Annotated in this window: 19 protein-coding genes; 12 read left to right on the top strand and 7 right to left on the bottom strand. The window is 64.7% G+C overall.

Translation table 11 applies throughout. The annotated features are described in order from the left end of the window. Nucleotides 1-9: 9 nt before the first annotated feature. From AC07Y0_RS18190 to deoA, 5 genes are read left to right on the top strand one after another with little or no spacing between them, the layout of a single operon-like run. Nucleotides 10-981, top strand: coding sequence for an ABC transporter permease (locus AC07Y0_RS18190; RefSeq protein WP_498679115.1), 972 nt, complete (start codon nucleotides 10-12; stop codon nucleotides 979-981). Nucleotides 982-986: 5 nt separating this feature from the next. Beyond that, entirely contained in the window at nucleotides 987-1,379 is a 393-nt protein-coding gene (locus AC07Y0_RS18185) for a cytidine deaminase (RefSeq protein WP_498679114.1), read from the top strand. Beyond that, entirely contained in the window at nucleotides 1,376-2,185 is an 810-nt protein-coding gene (locus AC07Y0_RS18180; RefSeq protein ID WP_498679113.1) for a purine-nucleoside phosphorylase, read from the top strand. Before AC07Y0_RS18185 ends, AC07Y0_RS18180 begins: the two co-directional genes overlap by 4 nt. Continuing rightward, nucleotides 2,178-2,951 carry a deoxyribose-phosphate aldolase gene (gene deoC, locus AC07Y0_RS18175; RefSeq protein WP_498679112.1) on the top strand — a complete coding sequence of 258 codons (774 nt, stop codon included), beginning with the start codon at nucleotides 2,178-2,180 and terminating at the stop codon, nucleotides 2,949-2,951. The genes AC07Y0_RS18180 and deoC overlap by 8 nt, the downstream gene beginning before the upstream one ends. A gap of 3 nt (nucleotides 2,952-2,954) precedes the next feature. Then, entirely contained in the window at nucleotides 2,955-4,265 is a 1,311-nt protein-coding gene (gene deoA, locus AC07Y0_RS18170) for a thymidine phosphorylase (RefSeq protein WP_498679111.1), read from the top strand. A 32-nt stretch (nucleotides 4,266-4,297) separates the two neighbouring features. Here the strand turns inward: deoA and AC07Y0_RS18165 are convergent, their stop codons facing one another. The 7 genes from AC07Y0_RS18165 to AC07Y0_RS18135 all read right to left on the bottom strand — a co-directional run bounded on the left by AC07Y0_RS18165 (nucleotide 4,298) and on the right by AC07Y0_RS18135 (nucleotide 9,819). Then, entirely contained in the window at nucleotides 4,298-4,813 is a 516-nt protein-coding gene (locus AC07Y0_RS18165) for a TIGR02281 family clan AA aspartic protease (protein ID WP_498679110.1), read from the bottom strand. Between the two features lie 131 nt (nucleotides 4,814-4,944). Then, nucleotides 4,945-5,574, bottom strand: coding sequence for a uracil phosphoribosyltransferase (gene upp, locus AC07Y0_RS18160; protein WP_028738427.1), 630 nt, complete (start codon nucleotides 5,572-5,574; stop codon nucleotides 4,945-4,947). A 109-nt stretch (nucleotides 5,575-5,683) separates the two neighbouring features. Next, nucleotides 5,684-6,652, bottom strand: coding sequence for an adenosine deaminase (locus AC07Y0_RS18155; RefSeq protein WP_498679109.1), 969 nt, complete (start codon nucleotides 6,650-6,652; stop codon nucleotides 5,684-5,686). Then, nucleotides 6,649-7,869: a phosphopentomutase gene (locus AC07Y0_RS18150; protein ID WP_498679108.1), complete on the bottom strand. Its 1,221-nt coding sequence runs from the start codon at nucleotides 7,867-7,869 to the stop codon at nucleotides 6,649-6,651. The genes AC07Y0_RS18155 and AC07Y0_RS18150 overlap by 4 nt, the downstream gene beginning before the upstream one ends. A gap of 156 nt (nucleotides 7,870-8,025) precedes the next feature. Then, nucleotides 8,026-8,526: a TadE/TadG family type IV pilus assembly protein gene (locus AC07Y0_RS18145; RefSeq protein ID WP_498679107.1), complete on the bottom strand. Its 501-nt coding sequence runs from the start codon at nucleotides 8,524-8,526 to the stop codon at nucleotides 8,026-8,028. A gap of 119 nt (nucleotides 8,527-8,645) precedes the next feature. Continuing rightward, nucleotides 8,646-9,275: a TadE/TadG family type IV pilus assembly protein gene (locus AC07Y0_RS18140; RefSeq protein ID WP_498679106.1), complete on the bottom strand. Its 630-nt coding sequence runs from the start codon at nucleotides 9,273-9,275 to the stop codon at nucleotides 8,646-8,648. Nucleotides 9,276-9,405: 130 nt separating this feature from the next. Further along, nucleotides 9,406-9,819: a pilus assembly protein N-terminal domain-containing protein gene (locus AC07Y0_RS18135; RefSeq protein ID WP_498679105.1), complete on the bottom strand. Its 414-nt coding sequence runs from the start codon at nucleotides 9,817-9,819 to the stop codon at nucleotides 9,406-9,408. A 569-nt stretch (nucleotides 9,820-10,388) separates the two neighbouring features. Here AC07Y0_RS18135 and AC07Y0_RS18130 point away from each other — a divergent pair. The 7 genes from AC07Y0_RS18130 to AC07Y0_RS18100 all read left to right on the top strand — a co-directional run bounded on the left by AC07Y0_RS18130 (nucleotide 10,389) and on the right by AC07Y0_RS18100 (nucleotide 17,395). After that, the gene (locus AC07Y0_RS18130; protein WP_498679104.1) at nucleotides 10,389-10,559 is read left to right on the top strand and encodes a Flp family type IVb pilin; all 171 of its coding nucleotides are present in this window, start codon (nucleotides 10,389-10,391) and stop codon (nucleotides 10,557-10,559) included. Between the two features lie 198 nt (nucleotides 10,560-10,757). Then, complete coding sequence (locus tag AC07Y0_RS18125) at nucleotides 10,758-11,270, top strand: A24 family peptidase (RefSeq protein ID WP_498679103.1); 513 nt, start codon at nucleotides 10,758-10,760, stop codon at nucleotides 11,268-11,270. Between the two features lie 125 nt (nucleotides 11,271-11,395). Beyond that, the gene (gene cpaB / locus AC07Y0_RS18120; protein ID WP_498679102.1) at nucleotides 11,396-12,205 is read left to right on the top strand and encodes a Flp pilus assembly protein CpaB; all 810 of its coding nucleotides are present in this window, start codon (nucleotides 11,396-11,398) and stop codon (nucleotides 12,203-12,205) included. An 11-nt stretch (nucleotides 12,206-12,216) separates the two neighbouring features. Beyond that, entirely contained in the window at nucleotides 12,217-13,791 is a 1,575-nt protein-coding gene (locus AC07Y0_RS18115) for a type II and III secretion system protein family protein (RefSeq protein ID WP_498679101.1), read from the top strand. Nucleotides 13,792-13,853: 62 nt separating this feature from the next. Beyond that, a complete protein-coding gene (locus tag AC07Y0_RS18110; RefSeq protein WP_498680272.1) occupies nucleotides 13,854-14,546 on the top strand; it encodes a CpaD family pilus assembly protein in 693 nt (230 codons plus the stop codon). A gap of 34 nt (nucleotides 14,547-14,580) precedes the next feature. Beyond that, entirely contained in the window at nucleotides 14,581-15,870 is a 1,290-nt protein-coding gene (locus AC07Y0_RS18105; protein WP_498679100.1) for a CtpF protein, read from the top strand. A gap of 28 nt (nucleotides 15,871-15,898) precedes the next feature. Then, complete coding sequence (locus AC07Y0_RS18100) at nucleotides 15,899-17,395, top strand: TadA family conjugal transfer-associated ATPase (protein ID WP_498679099.1); 1,497 nt, start codon at nucleotides 15,899-15,901, stop codon at nucleotides 17,393-17,395. Nucleotides 17,396-17,399: the final 4 nt, after the last annotated feature.

Genomic DNA, 17,399 nt, shown 5'->3' with positions numbered 1-17,399 from the left:
GTGAGCGACATGGATTACTTCGACATTCTCGTCAGCATCCTCGGCTCCACCGTCCGCCTGTCGATCCCGCTGATCTTCACCGCGCTGGCCGGCCTGTTTTCCGAACGCTCCGGCATCTTCGACATCGGGCTCGAGGGCAAGATGCTGGCCGCGGCCTTCGCCGCCGCCACCGCCGCCTACATGACCGGCTCGCCGTGGCTCGGGCTTGCCTCCGGCATCGGCGTGTCGCTCGCCTTCTCGCTGGTCCACGGCTTCGCCTCGATCACCAATCGCGGCAACCAGATCGTCTCCGGCGTGGCGATCAACTTCGCCGCCGCCGGTCTCACCGCCGTGCTCGGCCATGCCTGGTTCCGCCAGGGCGGCCGCACCCCCGGTCTTACCGCCGATGCGCGTTTCTCGCCGATCACGCTTCCAGGCGTCGACCTGATCCGCGACGTGCCGATCGTCGGCCCGCTCTATGCCAACGTCATCTCCGGCAACAATCTGCTGACCTATCTCGCCTTCCTCGCCGTGCCGATCTCCTGGTGGGTGCTCTATCGCACCCGTTTCGGCCTTCGCCTGCGCGCCGTCGGCGAAAATCCGGGCGCCGTCGACACCGCCGGCATCTCGGTCACCTGGCTGCGCTATCGCGCCGTTCTGGTCGCCGGTTTCCTCTGCGGCTTCTCGGGCACTTATCTGGCGATCGCCCAGTCGGCGGCCTTCATCAACAACATGTCCGCCGGCAAGGGCTATATCGCGCTCGCCGCGCTGATCTTCGCCAAGTGGCGGCCGGTTCCGGTGCTGCTTGCCTGCCTGCTGTTCGGCTTCCTCGATGCGCTGGCCAATTTCATGCAGGGCAAGACGGTTCCCGGCATCGGCGAGGTGCCGGTACAGATCTTCCAGGCGCTGCCCTACATCCTCACCTGCATCCTGCTGGCCGGCCTGATCGGCTCCGCCAACCCGCCCAAGGCCGGTGGCGTGCCCTATGTGAAGGAGCGTTGACCCATATGTCCCATGACCTGTTCGAGGCCGCGCGCGACGCCATGCGCTTCGCCCACGCGCCCTATTCGAAGTTCCCGGTCGGGGCGGCCATCCGCGCCGACGACGGCCGGATCTACACCGGCGCCAACATCGAGAACCTGTCCTTCCCGCAGGGCTGGTGCGCCGAACCGACGGCGATCGGCTGCATGATCATGGGTGGGGCGAAGAAGATCGTCGAAATGGCGGTGATCGCCGAGAAGATGGCGCTCTGCCCGCCGTGCGGCGGCTGCCGCCAGAAGATCGCCGAGTTCGCAGAGGCTGGCACGAAGATCTATTTGTGCGACGAGGTCGGCGTGCAGAAGACGATGACCATGGACGAACTGCTGCCCTTCTCCTTCAAGACGGATATCCTCGGATGAGGGAGGCGATCAACTTCCTCGTCGACCGGCTGGACGGCCTTCTGCCGCGCTACGGCATCGTGCTCGGATCGGGCCTCGGCTCGCTGGTCGAGGAGATCCGCGATCCGATCCGCGTCTCCTACCATGATCTGCCCGGCTTTCCGGTGAGCGGCGTGTCCGGGCACGCCGGCGAACTGGTGGCGGGCTATCTCGACCAAGAGCCGGTGATCATGCTGGCCGGCCGCATCCATTACTACGAACACGGCGACGCGAATGCCATGCGCGTGCCGATCGAAGTGCTGCGCGGGCTTGGCGTGCAGTCGCTGATTCTCACCAATTCCGCCGGATCGCTACGCGACGACCTGCCGCCGGGCTCGGTCATGCAGATCAGCGACCACATCAATTTTTCAGGCGTCAACCCGCTGATCGGCGAGGGGAGCGACAGCCGTTTCGTCGGCATGACCTCCGCCTACGATGCCGATCTCGCGGCCGCCATGCAGCGGGCGGCGTCGGAGGAGGGCATCCCATTGTCCTCCGGAGTCTATATGTGGTTCTCCGGCCCGAGCTTCGAAACGCCGGCCGAGATCCGCATGGCGCGTATCCTCGGGGCCGATGCCGTCGGCATGTCGACGGTGCCGGAAGTCATCCTCGCGCGCTTTTTCGGGCTGCGCGTCGCGGCCGCATCGGTTATCACCAATTACGGGGCGGGAATGACCGGGGCCGAACTCAGTCATGCCGAGACCAAGGACATGGCTCCCATCGGTGGCAAGCGATTGGCCGCCATCCTCAAGAGGATGATTGCGGGCGGAGGGACGGAACTTGGATAGTCACGAAGCGCGGGCAACCGCGGCCCGGGCACTGGCCCTGGTCGATCTCACCAATCTCAAGGACGACTGCACGCCGCAGCAGATCGACGCGCTGTGCGCCCGGGCGGTAACGCCCTATGGCCATACTGCCGCGATCTGCATCTGGCCGCGTTTCATCGCCCGCGCCCGCACGCTGCTCGGGCCGGAAAGCCCGGTCCGCATCGCAACCGTGGTCAATTTTCCCTCCGGCGACCTGAAGCTCGAGGACGTGCTGGCCGAAACCCGCGAAGCGATCGCCGACGGCGCCGATGAGATCGATCTGGTCATCCCCTACCGGGCTCTCATCGCCGGCGACGAAGCGGCCGTGACGGCGATGGTCGAGGCGGTGCGTGCCGCGTGTCCGGAACCTGTCGTGCTCAAGACCATCCTTGAGACCGGCGAGATCAAGGACACGGGTCTCATCCGCCGCGCTTCCGAACTGGCGATCGCCGCGGGCGCCGACTTCATCAAGACCTCCACCGGCAAGGTCGCCGTCAATGCGACGCTCGAGGCGGCCGACATCATGCTCCAGGCCATTCGCGACAGCCGCCGGAAAGTCGGATTCAAGCCGGCCGGCGGCATTGCGAGCGTCGCCGATGCTGGCCTCTACCTGCGGCTTGCCGATACCATCCTCGGCGAGGACTGGGTCATGCCGTCCACCTTCCGCTTCGGCGCCTCCGGGCTGCTCGACGATATTCTCACGGTGCTCGGCGGTGGCCGGTCGACCGCCGACAATACGGGATACTGATCCATGCTCCCCCAGGAAATCATCCGCCGCAAGCGTGACGGCGGCGTGCTCACCGCAGCCGAGATCGCCGCCTTCGTCGAGGGGCTCAGCCAGGAAACCATCTCGGAAGGGCAGGTCGCGGCCTTTGCCATGGCGGTGTTCTTCAAGGGCATGACGCCGGAGGAAATCGTCGCGCTGACGATCGCCATGCGCGATTCCGGCGAGGTCCTGTCCTGGGCAGGCGTCGGCAAGCCGATCGCCGACAAGCATTCGACCGGCGGCGTCGGCGACAATGTCTCGCTGATGCTCGCGCCGATCGTTGCCGCCTGCGGGCTTGCCGTGCCGATGATCTCCGGCCGCGGCCTCGGCCATACTGGCGGCACGCTCGACAAGTTGCAGTCGATCCCCGGCTATGACGTGATGCCCGATGCCGCGACCTTCCGCAGGGTGGTGGATGAGGTCGGCTGCGCTATCATCGGCCAGACGGGCGACCTCGCGCCGGCCGACAAGCGCCTCTATGCCATCCGCGACGTCACCGCGACCGTGGAATCCATTCCGCTCATCACTGCCTCCATCCTGTCGAAGAAGCTGGCTGCGGGCCTCGAAAGCCTGGTCCTCGACGTCAAGGTCGGCAACGGCGCCTTCATGGCCAAGGCCGAGGATGCCGAGGCGCTGGCCCGTTCGCTGGTGGCCGTCGCCAATGGCGCCGGCGTGCGCACCACGGCCCTTCTGACCGACATGAACGAGCCGCTTGCCGATGCGGCGGGCAATGCCGTCGAAGTGCAGAACGCAGTCGACTTCCTCCGCGGCGCCAAGGCCGGCACGCGGCTCGAGGAAGTGACGCTGGCGCTCGGCGCCGAGATGCTGGTGAATGCCGGTGCCGTCGCCGATCTCAAGACCGGCCTGACCCGGTGCCGTGATGTACTCGCCTCGGGCAAGGCTGCCGAACTGTTCGGCCGCATGGTGCATACGCTGGGCGGCCCGGTCGACTTCATGGACCGTGCGGATCGTTACCTGCAGAAGGCCGCGATCGAGATTCCGGTGCTTGCCAAGTCCGACGGCTATATCGCTTCGGCCGATACCCGCGGCCTCGGTCTCTGCGTCGTCGCCCTTGGCGGCGGACGCCAGCGGCCGACGGATTCCATCGACCATCGCGTCGGCCTGACGGGTCTCGTTCCGCTCGGCACGGCCGTGTCGAAGGGCGATCTGATCGCCACCGTGCATGCCAATGACCGAGACAGCGGCGAGCGCGCCGCGCAGATGGTGACGGCAAGCTATGGCATTGCCGACGAGAAGCCGGTTCTGCGTCCAGTCATCGGCAAGCGCATCAGCTGAATCTTGAGGCGAGAGGCGGGGGCGCTCGCCTTTCACCGCTCCAGTCGCAGGCGGTCGCCTTCGGCGGAGTAGGCGCCCAGGCGCTTGAGGAAACTCATGCCGATCAACGTGCCGGACAGCGCCTTGTCGCGCAGCACGAAGGCGTCGACATCCTCGACCCGGACCGAGCCGATCTCGACGCGCTGCAGGCGGATATGCGCGGCGCGGGTCTCGCCGTTGGCCGTGCTGATCGGATATTTGAAGTCGAGCGAGGCGATGCTGACCCCGATGCGCCGCGCGGTCGTCTCGTTGATCGCCACCAGCGATGCCCCGGTGTCGACCATGGCTTCCGTTGCCTTGCCGTTGAGCCTGAACGTGCCACGATAGTGGCCCGTTGCGTCGGCTTCCAGGATCGTCGTTCCCGCCGGAGCGACCGCCACGGGCGTCGGGGCAGGGGTTTCGCCGGTGCCGCCCTGGGAGACGGGTTTCTGCCAGGCCTCGAAGGCACCCGGCACTTGCGTCGCCAGAACCGTCGCCACGAAAACCAGCCCGATTGCGCGCATCAGCATGGCATGTCTCCCGTCTGTCTCAGCCTCTTGGAGTCTGTTAGCCCATCCCGGTTGAAAAGCCGCTAAAGCGCAAACGAAAACGGCCCGGAACTGCCGTTCCGGGCCGTGATCTCGGCAAACTGGTTAAGGTTTCATTTCGTCCCGTACATGCGGTCGCCGGCATCGCCGAGGCCAGGCATGATATAGCCCTTCTCGTTGAGATGGCTGTCGATCGCCGCGGTGAAGACCGGCACATCCGGATGCGCCTCGCGGAAATGCTTGATGCCTTCAGGCGCCGCGAGCAGGCAGAGGAAGCGGATGTTCTTCGCGCCGCGCTCCTTGAGCTTGTCGACCGCGGCAATCGACGAATTGCCAGTGGCGAGCATCGGGTCGACGACGATGATCAGGCGCTCGTCCAGCGCATCGGGCGCCTTGAAGTAATACTCGACCGGCTGCAGTGTTTCGTGGTCGCGATAGACGCCGATATGCGAGACGCGAGCGGCGGGAACTAGCTCCAGCATACCTTCCAGAAGGCCGTTGCCGGCCCGCAGGATCGAGGCGAAGACCAGCTTCTTGCCCTCGAGCACCGGCGACTGCATGGTCGTCAGCGGCGTCTCGATCGTCTCCATGGTCAGTTCCAGGTCACGCGTCACCTCGTAGCAGAGCAGCGTGGAGATTTCCCTAAGCAGCCGGCGGAAGCTCGACGTCGAGGTTTCTTTGCGGCGCATGATGGTGAGCTTGTGCTGTACCAGCGGGTGATTGATGACTGTGACGCCGTCCATGGTCGGGCCCTTCTATTCTTCTTTTGTGACAGGAAATGTTTTCCACATTCCCTCGGGCGCCCGCAAGGGCGTCGTTGAATTTTGCCCGCTCATCCCCAGGCGCGGACGTTCAAAGCCGGGCGAGCAGCGCCTGCCGGGTCGGTTCGTCGACGAAGGCCGCCTCGATCGCCGTCCGCGTCATCGCGTTGATCTCCGCGTCGGAGAAACCCATCACCTTCGACGCCGTCGCGTATTCGGCGGCAAGCGACGTGTGGAAGAACGGCGGATCGTCGGAATTGAGCGTCACACGCACCCCGGCCTCGACGAAACGCCGGAGCGGATGGCTGGCATAGTCGGGAAAGACCTTGAGCGCGATGTTCGATCCTGGGCAGACCTCCAGCACCGTGCCGAGGTCGGCCAGACGCTTCACCAGATCCACGTCCTCGATCGCCCGCACGCCGTGGCCGATGCGGCTCGGCTTCACCAGATCCAGCGCATCGGCGACGGAGAAGGCCCCGCACAACTCGCCGGCATGGATGGTGAGGCCGAGGCCCGCCTCGCGCACGATGTCGAAGGCCGGCGCATAGTCGGCCACCCGGTTCATCCGCTCCTCGCCGGCCATGTTGAAACCGGTCACCAGCGGATGGTCGAACTTCGCCGCCCATTTGGCGCGGGCAAGCACGTTTCCCGGCCCCAGATGCCGTTCGCCGATGATCACCATGCGGCATTCGATACCGGTCTTTTGCTTGGCCGACAGGATACCCGCCGCAAGTCCGCCGACATAGTCGTCGGGCGACAGGCCGACGGCCTCGCCATGGTCCGGCGAAATGAACAGCTCACTATAGATCGTATTGGCGGCCGCAAGCTCGAGAAGATAGGCCTCGGCCAGCGCCGCATAGTCCTCGGCCGTGCGAAAGACCGAGGCGACGAAATCATAGCATGCGATGAAGCTGGTGAAATCGTTCCACACATAGGCGCCGTCCTTGACAAAGCCGTCGGTTTCCACGCCGTATTTCTCCGCCTGCGCGATCGTCAGTGCCGGCGGTGCAGCGCCCTCCACGTGGCAGTGGAGTTCGGCCTTCTTCAGATGTGCCGTCAAAGGAAGCTCCGTCCGTGACGCCCGGCCGGAATACCGAGATGGGCGGCAACCGTCTCGCCGATATCGGCATAGGTGTTGCGAATCCCGATCATGCGCGACTTGATGCCGGGGCCGAAGGCCATGATCGGCACGCGCTCGCGCGTATGGTCCGTGCCGCGCCAGGTCGGGTCGCAGCCATGGTCGGCGGTCATCAGCACCATGTCGCCGGGCTTGAGCTTGCGATGCACCTCGGGCAGCCGCCGGTCGAAGGCCTCGAGCGCCGCGGCATAGCCCGGCACGTCGCGGCGGTGGCCGTAGAGCATGTCGAAATCGACGAAATTGCTGAACACCAGGTCGCCGTCCGCTGCCTCGTCCATGACCTTCAGCGTCGCATCCATCAGCGCCATGTTGCCGTTCGCCTTGATGACGCGGGACACGCCCTGGTGGGCGAAGATGTCGCCGATCTTGCCGACGCCGTGCACCGAGCGTCCGGCCTCGACGAGGCGGTCGAGCAATGTCGGCTCCGGCGGCAGCACGGAATAATCGCGGCGGTTGCCGGTGCGCTGGAAGGTGGCGGGCGTCTCGCCGACGAAGGGCCTTGCGATGACCCGGCCGATATTGAGCGGATCGATCAGGCGGCGCACGATCTGACACAACGACAGCAGACGCTCGAGCCCGAAATGCGTCTCGTGGGCGGCGATCTGGAAGACCGAATCCGAGGACGTGTAGCAGATTGGCTTGCCGGTCCGGATATGCTCCTCGCCGAACCTGGCGATGACCTCCGTGCCCGATGCGTGGCAGTTGCCGAGAATGCCGGGAAGCTCCGCCTCGCGGCAGATCGCCTCGACCAGTTCGGGGGAAAACGCCTCGCCCTCGGCCGGGAAGTAACCCCAGTCGAACATCACCGGCGTGCCGGCGATCTCCCAGTGGCCGGACGGCGTGTCCTTGCCGTGGGAAACCTCGTTTGCCGCGCCGTGCAGGCCGAACACCCGCTCGGGAAGCGGCATGCCGGCCGGCACGCGGCCTGTCGCGAGCCTGGCGATGGCGATCAGCCCGAGCGCCGACATGTTGGGAAGCGAAAGCGGTCCGGACCGGAGGCCCTTGCGGTCGCCCGCACCTGCTGCGCAGAACTCGGCGATATGGCCGAACGTATCGGAACCGTCATCGCCATAGGCGGGTGCATCGGGCGCGCCGCCGATGCCGAAGGAATCAAGAACGAAGAGAAATGCTCGTGCCATGGCTCACCTGCGCCGCGGGACATGGCCGTCATGGCCTCTTGTCTACCGGGCGGTCGAAGCGGCATGTTTAGCGCCAAGCGCTCGGCTTGGCAAACCCGCCTCCGGGTGGTGGTCGCTTTGAACTTCGCGTGGGAACGCCGCCGGAAAGGCGGCCGGTCAGCAGTCGGTGCAGGTGACGTCGGTGTTGATGCGCTGCCGGAAGAAGAACTCGCGCCGGATCGTGATATCCTTGATCTCCGAGCCGGAAAGGGCGGGGAGATACATCAGCAGCTCGTGATCGACGCTCAGTTCCGATCGGACAAGGAACGTCTCCTCGCTCAGCATGTCCTCGGGCACGGTGACCGTCGCTCCGACCGCATAGGGCGCCGCCCCGGAATTCGACCACGACCAGGCCACCTTGGCCTGCTTGGCGCTGTCGATGGAGACGCCGGTGATCTTCAGCGAGAGGTTGTCGACGCCGTAGGGGGCGAAAACGGCGTTGGTGACATCGACCATGCCTTCGAGGTCGGTCTTGGAGACCTTGTCTGCCCGGCTCACGAGGTCGGCGACCGTGCTCGCGGCCATCGAAACCTTCTTCGACACGCTGAACCCTGTCATCAGTTCGAAGGCGCAGAGGTAGAGCACGATCAGCACCGGTGCGAGTAGGGCGAACTCCACCCCGCCGATCCCGTCCCGCGCCGCCAGGAACCGCCGTAGCAGCGCGGCCGGGCGCGCAAAGAAGTCCAGGCGACCGTTGCTGCGTGCATTCTTCCGTCTGTCTGAGGGGGCGGGACGCGTCACGGGTAGTCCTCGCTCCTGAACGCGGTCGTCGCGATGATGAGGAACTGCTGGGTGTCGCTGTCCGGCCGGATGTGCGTGATGGCGCGGATCAGGTCGAAGGTGACGTTCCAACGGTAATAGGCGCGCAACAGGTTGATGGTGTCGGGTCCGCCCGGGGTGAAGTGAAAGGCGGAGGTGTCGAGGTCGGAATACGCGCCGCCGGTTCGCGGGATGCTCGCCTTGTCCGCGATCGCCTTGAAGGTCGGCAGGGTTTCCACGTCGAGATAGAGCTTCTCCGGCGTGTCCGGTTCGCTCGCGGAGCAGGCGATCATGATCGCCACCTCTTCGCAGAACGCGGCGCGGAACTGCGTCTCGGTCATGTCTGTTGAGCGGCCCAGATTATAGGTGATGTTGCCGGTGCGCAGTTCCCGCGCCATGGTGTTGACGGCGTTCGTCACCAGTTGCTCGGCGGTATAGGCCGCGAAGGTTTCGAAGATCGCGAAGACGATGATGAAATAGGGGACGGAGAGGATGGCGAACTCGATCGCCGCCGCACCGTCGCGGGAGCGCAGGAGACGCTTCCAGGCGCGGCGTTTGCGCCGGCTGGCCTTCGTTTGCCCGTCATGGTGCTGCAAGTTCGCGCTCATCGCCCGTTTTCCGATGTCCGGATATGGCTAGACGTTAAGAGCGAAGTATTGATTTTCCGTTTCGGCTCTATTTACAGTTTTAGCTTCCGCCGTCTCGTTTGGAGCGGGGCCGCCGAAGCCCGGTTTCGGCTCAGTTGGTGCTGGCCGCGGTGCCTGTTGCGGCATGTTCCTCGCAATTGGGCGAGCAGGACAGGACGGTGCGCGCCGTCGCCTTGAACACCCGCACCGTATTGCCCTCGTCGATCGACACGAGGATGCGTTCATCGACGATCGCGTTGCCGTCCGCGTCGAGCAGAACGAGATTGGTGGTGCCGAAAGCCCGGCCGGTGAGTACGATGGTCTTGGCGTCGGCCACGGTGGCATCCGCCACGTCCGAATTGCCGACGATCACCTTGCTGACGGGGCGGTCGAGCTTGAGCACGCGCGCGCTGTTCATGTAGACGCGCAGCACGGTGTCGTCCTCGGCCCGGCCCGGACCTGCGGCAAGAACTCCGCTCAGCGCCAGGGCGCCGGCAAGCGAGAAGATAGCGCTGCGAGACAACATACGTGCCAGCCTTTTGAACCGCCTGTAATAGTGACTGGTTTCAGAGCATGGGCAGGAATGGTGAATGAACCGTTAAGTTGCCGGGCAAAACGCCTACGACGGCGGTGCGGCGGCAAATTCCGTCGCGCGCGTGGCCGGCGGGCGGTGGATCGGCGGTTTCTCTGCGTCGGTTGAAAAAATGCCATTCGCCGTTTCGCCCGGCTCGGACGGCCCCGGGTACCGAAACGGCGCAACCATGCCTTCGTTAAGACCCCAGCCGGCGGCCGCGGGCCGACAATGTCTGCACCGGGTCGGGCCGGACATAGGACGCCGTGCTTTCCGGTGGTCCAGGCAAAGCGCTGATAACAATGGAGATTCTTTCAAGGACTCGAGGCATATGCCGCATTGGATCGAATACCGCAGGAACCGTTCCCCATTCGTTTACCACACTGCGCGCATTCCGGCCTTCAGGACTCGCTAACCCTCTTTGTTAAGCCGATGGCAATGGCCGCTGTGTAGTTTGCAGTCATCCGAGCAACGGCAAACAGTTGCCGGAAGTGCTGAACAACTTCGTGGAGTAGGAGAGTAACATGACCAAGATTTTCGCACGTTTCTTCAAGGATGAATCCGGCGCAACCGCGATCGAGTACGGCCTGATCGCCGCTCTCATCTCCGTCGCCCTCATCACCGGTGCTTCGACCCTCGGCAACGCTCTGGACGACCAGTTCAACGACCTGGCAACCAAGCTGAACGACAACTGATACATCGCTTGCCGATTGTATCGGCATCGGCGACCCGAGACCGCTCTCAACCAGGGGGCGGTCTCTCTCATTATGCGAGAGGGGACTTCTGCAGGCGCGCAGGGCCAGGCCGGCGATGCACTGCGAGGACGGCTCCGCGATTTGCATTTCCTTAAGCCAAGCCCGTTAGGGTCAAAGGGTCTTAGTCGGAAGCATACCATGCTTGAAGCCGCGATATTCGTCATATTCCCGATGTGCCTCGTTCTCGCGGCCCTGACGGATCTTCTCGAAATGACGATCCCTAACCGGATCCCGGTGATCCTGCTGGTGGCCTTTCTCGTCGTGGCGCCGTTCGTCGGCCTCAGCTGGACCGGCTTCGGCCTGCATCTTCTCGCCGGCCTTATCGTCTTTTCCGTCGGCTTCGCGCTCTTCGCGCTGAACGTCATGGGCGGCGGTGACGCCAAGCTGCTGATGGCCGCAGCCGTGTGGTACGGGCTCGACCCCTCGCTCCTGTCCTTCTTGATCCATGTCGCCTATCTGGGCGGTATCCTGACCATCGCCATCCTGCTCTTGCGCGCCCGCGCCAACACCGTGCTGGCCATGGGTCTTCCGCTGCCCCATTCGCTGCTCGGCGCCAAGAAGGTGCCCTATGCCATCGGCATCGGCCTGGCCGGCCTGATGACCTATCCCCAGTCGCCGCTGGTGCTGGCAGCGCTCGAGAACATCCGGTGAGGCATTTCGTCGGCGCAAAAGAAAGCGATCGTTAACCAAGATCGTAAGCGGCTTATTAACCATAATTACACCAATTGCTGACCATTCTGCGAGGCACAGAGCTTTGTGTCCCTCAAGGAACGATCATGAAACCCGCGCGTATCATCATTCTCGCAGTGGCTATCGTCGCCGCCGGCATGGCCGGGCTGCTGGCCATGCGGCTCAGCGGCTCGAAATCCGTCGTGCTGCAGCAGGCCGAGTCGGTGATGAAGAGGGAACCGACGGTCAACGTCCTGGTTTCCGCTGCAAACCTTCCCGTCGGCTCCCGGCTTGACGACAAGTCGATGCGCTGGATGGCCTGGCCCGAAGGCAGTATTGTCGATGGGTTCATCACCGAAAGCACCCGCCCGGACGCCATGACCGAACTCACGGGCGTCGTCGTCCGCCTGCCCATGTTCGAGGGTGAGCCGGTGCGGCGCGAAAAGATTGCCGACTCGTCTGGCCGTGTCATGTCGTCGCTGCTGCCGTCCGGCAAGCGCGCGGTATCGACGGAGATCTCGGTCGCCACCGGCGCCGGCGGTTTCATTCTGCCGAACGATCGCGTCGACGTGATCATGGTGCGCCGTGGCGCCGAGGATACCTTCCTGACCGAGACAGTGCTTTCGAATGTGCGCGTGCTGGCGATCGACCAGCAGATCCAGGAAAAGCCGGACGGCGAGAAGTCGGTGGTCGGTACCACCGCGACGCTCGAGCTGACGCCGGACCAGGCCAAGGTCATCACCGTCGCCCAGCAGATGGCCGAGCGCATCTCCCTGGCGCTTCGTTCGGTTGCCGATGCGCAGGAGGAGGACACGTCCGCCGCAGACTACCTGCTGAGCGGCGGATCCGGGGGGCCGATGATCCAGGTCATCAAGTCGGGTTCGGTGGTCAAGGCCTCCGACGCCAAGTCGGAATGAGTGGGGATGTCATGAACAGCTTGAAACAGAAATTCCGCTCGTCGATCGCCACCACCCTGGCGTTGGGCCTCGCCTGCTCTGGCATGCCAGGCGGCTATGCGCCGCATATCCTCGCCGTTCCGGCGGCCGAAGCGGCGGCAAGCCAGAGCGTGCTGCGCATCGCCGAGGCCGGTCCGGGTGCTCGCCGCACCGTCAAGCTTGGCCTCAACAAGGCGCTGGTCGTCGACCTGCCGCAGGATGCCCACGATATTCTCGTCGCCGATCCCGAAATGGCCGATGCGGTCACCCGCACCTCGCGCCGCATCTATCTCTTCGGCAAGGCCGTCGGTCAGACCAATATCTTCATCTTCGGCGAGAACGGCGAGGAGATCGTCAGCCTCGACATCGAGATCGAGCGCGACATTGCCGGCCTGGAGGCCAATCTCCGCCGGTTCATCCCCGAATCGGACATCACCGTCGAAATCGTCTCCGACAACATCGTGCTAACCGGAACGGTGCGCACCCCCCAGGATGCGGCGCGCGCCGAAAACCTCGCCTCCGCCTTCCTCAAGGGCGGTGAGGCGACCACGCGCAACGAAACCGCGTCCGGCGGCGACAATGGCGGCGACGTCGCGATCTTTGCCGAAGAACGCCAGGTCTCCTCGATCGTCAACCTCTTGACCATCGAAGGCGAGGACCAGGTCTCGCTCAAGGTCACGGTCGCCGAAGTGAGCCGCCAAGTGCTGAAGCAGCTCGGCTTCAACGGCCGCGTCTCGGACGGCTCGAGCGGCATCACCTTCCAGAATCCGTCGAACCTCGGCAACGCCGCCGGCGTCACCAATGCGCTCGGCGGCGTCCTGCCCACCGCGGTGGGCTCGATCGCGGGCTATACAGTCAGTAGCTACATCAACGCCATGGAACAGGCCGGCGTCATGCGCACGCTGGCGGAGCCGAGCCTGACCGCGATCTCCGGCGAGCAGGCCAAGTTCTATGTCGGCGGCGAGTTCCGCCTGGCCGCCGAGCAGGAGATTGCCTACGACAGCGACACCGGAGCGCCGTCCGTCACCCGCACCACGGAAACTGTCAATTACGGCATCGAGCTGAACTTCCGCCCCGTCGTGCTGGCTCCTGGCCGCATCAGCCTGAAGATCGAAACCAATGTTTCTGAACCGACCTGGGAAGGATCGGTTGTGACCGGGAATACCGCGAACGGCATTCCCGGCTCGACCTACATGTCGATCCGCAAGCGCGAGGCCTCGACCACCGTTGAACTGCCGTCGGGCGGCTCGATCGTCATCGCCGGCCTCGTCCAGGACAATATCCGTCAGGCCATGTCCGGCGTCCCGGGCCTCGCCAAGGTGCCGATCCTCGGCACGCTCTTCCGCAGCAAGGATTTCCAGCGCAACGAGACCGAACTGGTCATCATCGCCACGCCCTATCTGGTTCGGCCGGTGGCGCGCAACCAGCTGCAGCGGCCCGATGACAACTTCAATCCCGAAAACGACGCAGCGACCTTCTTCCTGAACAAGGTCAACAAGGTCTACGGCCGACGCGAGGCGGATGCCTCCGGCCGCTACCACGGCGCCGTCGGGTTCATCTACAAGTGAGTGGGGAGGTCAGGATGAACAAGCACGAGACCTCTCCCGGCAACAGCGAAAGCCGCAGCACCATGCCCGTCAAGAGATCGAATTTCGCCGCGCCGCGTTTTGCCCGCACGGCACTCGCCGCGACCATCCTCGGGGCGACGGTTGTCCTTTCCGGCTGCGGCACGAACCGCGACGACCTGAAGACCGGCTCGATCCCGGACGACTATCGCACCCGCCACCCGATCACGCTGACCGAGGTCGAGCACACGCTGGACGTGCCGATCGCCTCGGGCGATCGCGAAATGACGATCGGCATGTCGGATGCGGTCGGCGGCTTTGCGTCCGACTACCTGTCGAGCTCCTCCGGCACGATCCAGATCCTCATTCCGCAGGGCTCCCCCAACTCCGCCGCCGCATCCCATATGCGCAGGCAGATCCGTGCGACCCTCATCGACCGCGGCGTGCCCGGTCCCCGCATCATCGAAACGAGCTACCAGGCCGACGCAAGCGGCGACGCGGCGCCCGTGCGCCTGAGCTACGTGGCGATCACCGCGGTGACCAACCCGTGCGGCCAGTGGCCTGAAGATCTGCAGGACAATACTTTCTCCAACAAGAACTGGGCGAATTTCGGCTGCGCCACCCAGGCCAATCTGGCGGCGCAGATCGCCAATCCGATGGATCTCGTGACCCCGCGCGCCCAGGCACCCATCGATGCCACGCGGCGCGCGACGGTCATCGGGCTCTATCGCCAAGGCAAGAATCCCTCGACGAACTAGGATGGCCGAAGTCATTCGAAGGCAGGATGAAAGCATGAGTGCGATCGACTACGAATTCGACACGAGGTCCGCAGACGACCTGCTTCCCGAGGGCAGGGTCGCCAGCGGCGATCTCGAAAACCTGCGGCCGCTGCCGCGCATCTCGGTGCATGCCTTCTGCGTCTCGCAGGGCGTGCAGCGCATAATGGAGCAATGCAGCCAGGACCGGCGCATGGCGAAGGTCAGCATGCGGATCACCGGCGGCAACATCGCCGCGGCCGCGGCCATGTTCTCCTCCACCCCCACACCCAATCTGATCATCCTCGAGACCGAGGCCACCCCGCAGACCCTGCTGCAGGAACTGGCGCCGCTCGCCGAAGTCTGCGACCCGAGCTCGCGCGTCATCGTCATCGGCCGCCACAACGACATCGCGCTCTATCGCGAGCTGATCCGCAACGGCATTTCCGAATACATCGTCGCCCCGGTCGGCATGGCCGAGGTGATGGCCGCCATCTCGGCGATCTTCGTCGATCCGGAATCCGAGCCGCTGGGCCGCATCATCGCCTTCATCGGTGCCAAGGGCGGCGTCGGCTCCTCGACCATCGCCCACAACTGCGCCTTCGGCATTTCCAGCCTGTTTTCCACCGAGACCATCCTCGCCGATCTCGATCTCGCCTATGGCACCGCCAACATCGACTTCGACCAGGATCCGGCCCAGGGCATCGCTGAGGCGGTCTTCTCCCCGGACCGGCTGGACGAGGTCTTCCTCGATCGCCTGCTGACCACCTGCTCGCAGAACCTGTCCCTGCTCGCCGCGCCCTCGCTGCTCGATCGCCCCTACGACTTCGATCGCGGCACCTTCCAGCCGCTGCTCGAGCTGCTGCAGCGGTCCGCGCCTGTCACCGTGCTCGACGTGCCGCATGCCTGGTCCGACTGGACGCGGGCGGTGCTCTCCGAAGCCGACGAGGTGGTCATCACCTGCGCGCCGGATCTCGCCAACCTGCGCAACGCCAAGAACATGCTCGACGCGCTGAAGAAGCTGAGGCCGAACGACAAGGCGCCGCATCTCCTGCTCAACCAGGTCGGCATGCCGAAGCGCCCGGAGATTGCGCCCCTCGACTTCTTCGAGCCGCTGGAAATCGAACCGGCCGCCATCATCCCGTTCGATGCGGCGCTGTTCGGCAATGCCGCCAACAGCGGCCGGATGATCTCGGAAATCGACGCGAAGTCGCCGATGGCGGAAACCTTCGCGCAGATCGCCCATCTGGTGACTGGACGGGCCACCGTGAAGAAGCCGAAGAAGGGCGGGCTCGGCAAGGTGCTGGGACTGCTCGGCCGGAAATAGTGTCTTCGACAGAAACAGGTAATCAGTGATGTTTGGCAGACGCGGAAGCGAAGGATTTGGCAAGGGCGGGGCGGGGGCCGGAACGGTATCTCCGGCTCCGCTGCCGGCTGCCGTTCAGCCGCAGCGTGCGTCCTTGCTCGAACCCGCCGGCGAAGAGCCGGTGGTGCGCCAGCAGGTCGCCCCGCCGCCGCTCCAGGCGCCCGCTGCCGGCGGGCCGCGCAAGCGTCCGCCGCGCACCCAGGACTACTACGACACCAAGAGCCAGGTCTTCTCGGCGCTGATCGACACGATCGACCTTTCACAGCTCGCCAAGCTCGACGGCGAAAGCGCGCGCGAGGAAATCCGCGACATCGTCAACGACATCATCACGATCAAGAACTTCGCGATGTCGATCTCCGAGCAGGAGGAACTGCTCGAGGACATCTGCAACGACGTTCTCGGCTACGGCCCGCTCGAGCCGCTCCTGGCGCGCGACGACATCGCCGACATCATGGTCAACGGCGCCGGCCAGACCTTCATCGAAGTCAACGGCAAGACGATCGAATCGGAAATCCGCTTCCGCGACAATTCCCAGCTCCTGTCGATCTGCCAGCGCATCGTCAGCCAGGTCGGCCGCCGCGTCGACGAAAGCTCGCCGATCTGCGACGCGCGTCTTCCCGACGGCAGCCGCGTCAACGTCATCGCCCCGCCGCTTGCCATCGACGGCCCGGCGCTCACCATTCGTAAGTTCAAGAAGGACAAGCTCAACCTCGACCAGCTGGTCAAGTTCGGGGCGATCACGCCGGAGGGCGCGCAGGTCCTGCAGATCATCGGCCGGGTCCGCTGCAACGTGGTCATTTCCGGCGGTACCGGTTCGGGTAAGACGACGCTTCTCAACTGCCTCACCGGCTATATAGACAAGGAAGAGCGCGTCATCACCTGCGAGGACACGGCGGAACTGCAACTGCAGCAGCCGCATGTGGTTCGTCTCGAAACCCGCCCGCCGAACATCGAGGGCGAAGGTGAGATCACCATGCGCGATCTCGTCAAGAACTGCCTGCGTATGCGGCCCGAACGCATCATCGTCGGCGAAGTGCGCGGACCGGAAGTCTTCGACCTTCTGCAGGCAATGAACACCGGCCACGACGGCTCCATGGGCACGATCCACGCCAACACGCCGCGCGAATGCCTGAGCCGTATGGAGTCGATGATCGCCATGGGCGGTTTCAGCCTGCCGGCCAAGACGGTGCGCGAGATCATTTCCGGCTCGATCGACGTCATCATCCAGGCCGCCCGCCTGCGCGACGGTTCGCGCCGCATCACGCACATCACCGAGGTGATCGGCATGGAAGGCGACGTCATCGTCACCCAGGACCTGATGCGCTACGAGATGGACGGGGAGGACCTCAACGGCAGGATCATCGGCCGGCATGTCTCGACCGGCATCGGCAAGCCGCATTTCTGGGACCGTGCGCGTTACTACAACGAGGAGCGTCGCCTCGCCGCCGCGCTCGACGCCATGGAAAAGAACAACAAGGAGATCTAGGCGC

Source organism: Allorhizobium sp. GW101-3B10 (assembly GCF_059424725.1).
The sequence above is the reverse complement of the archived record's forward strand: the minus strand, read 5'-3'. Positions and strand labels throughout refer to the sequence as shown.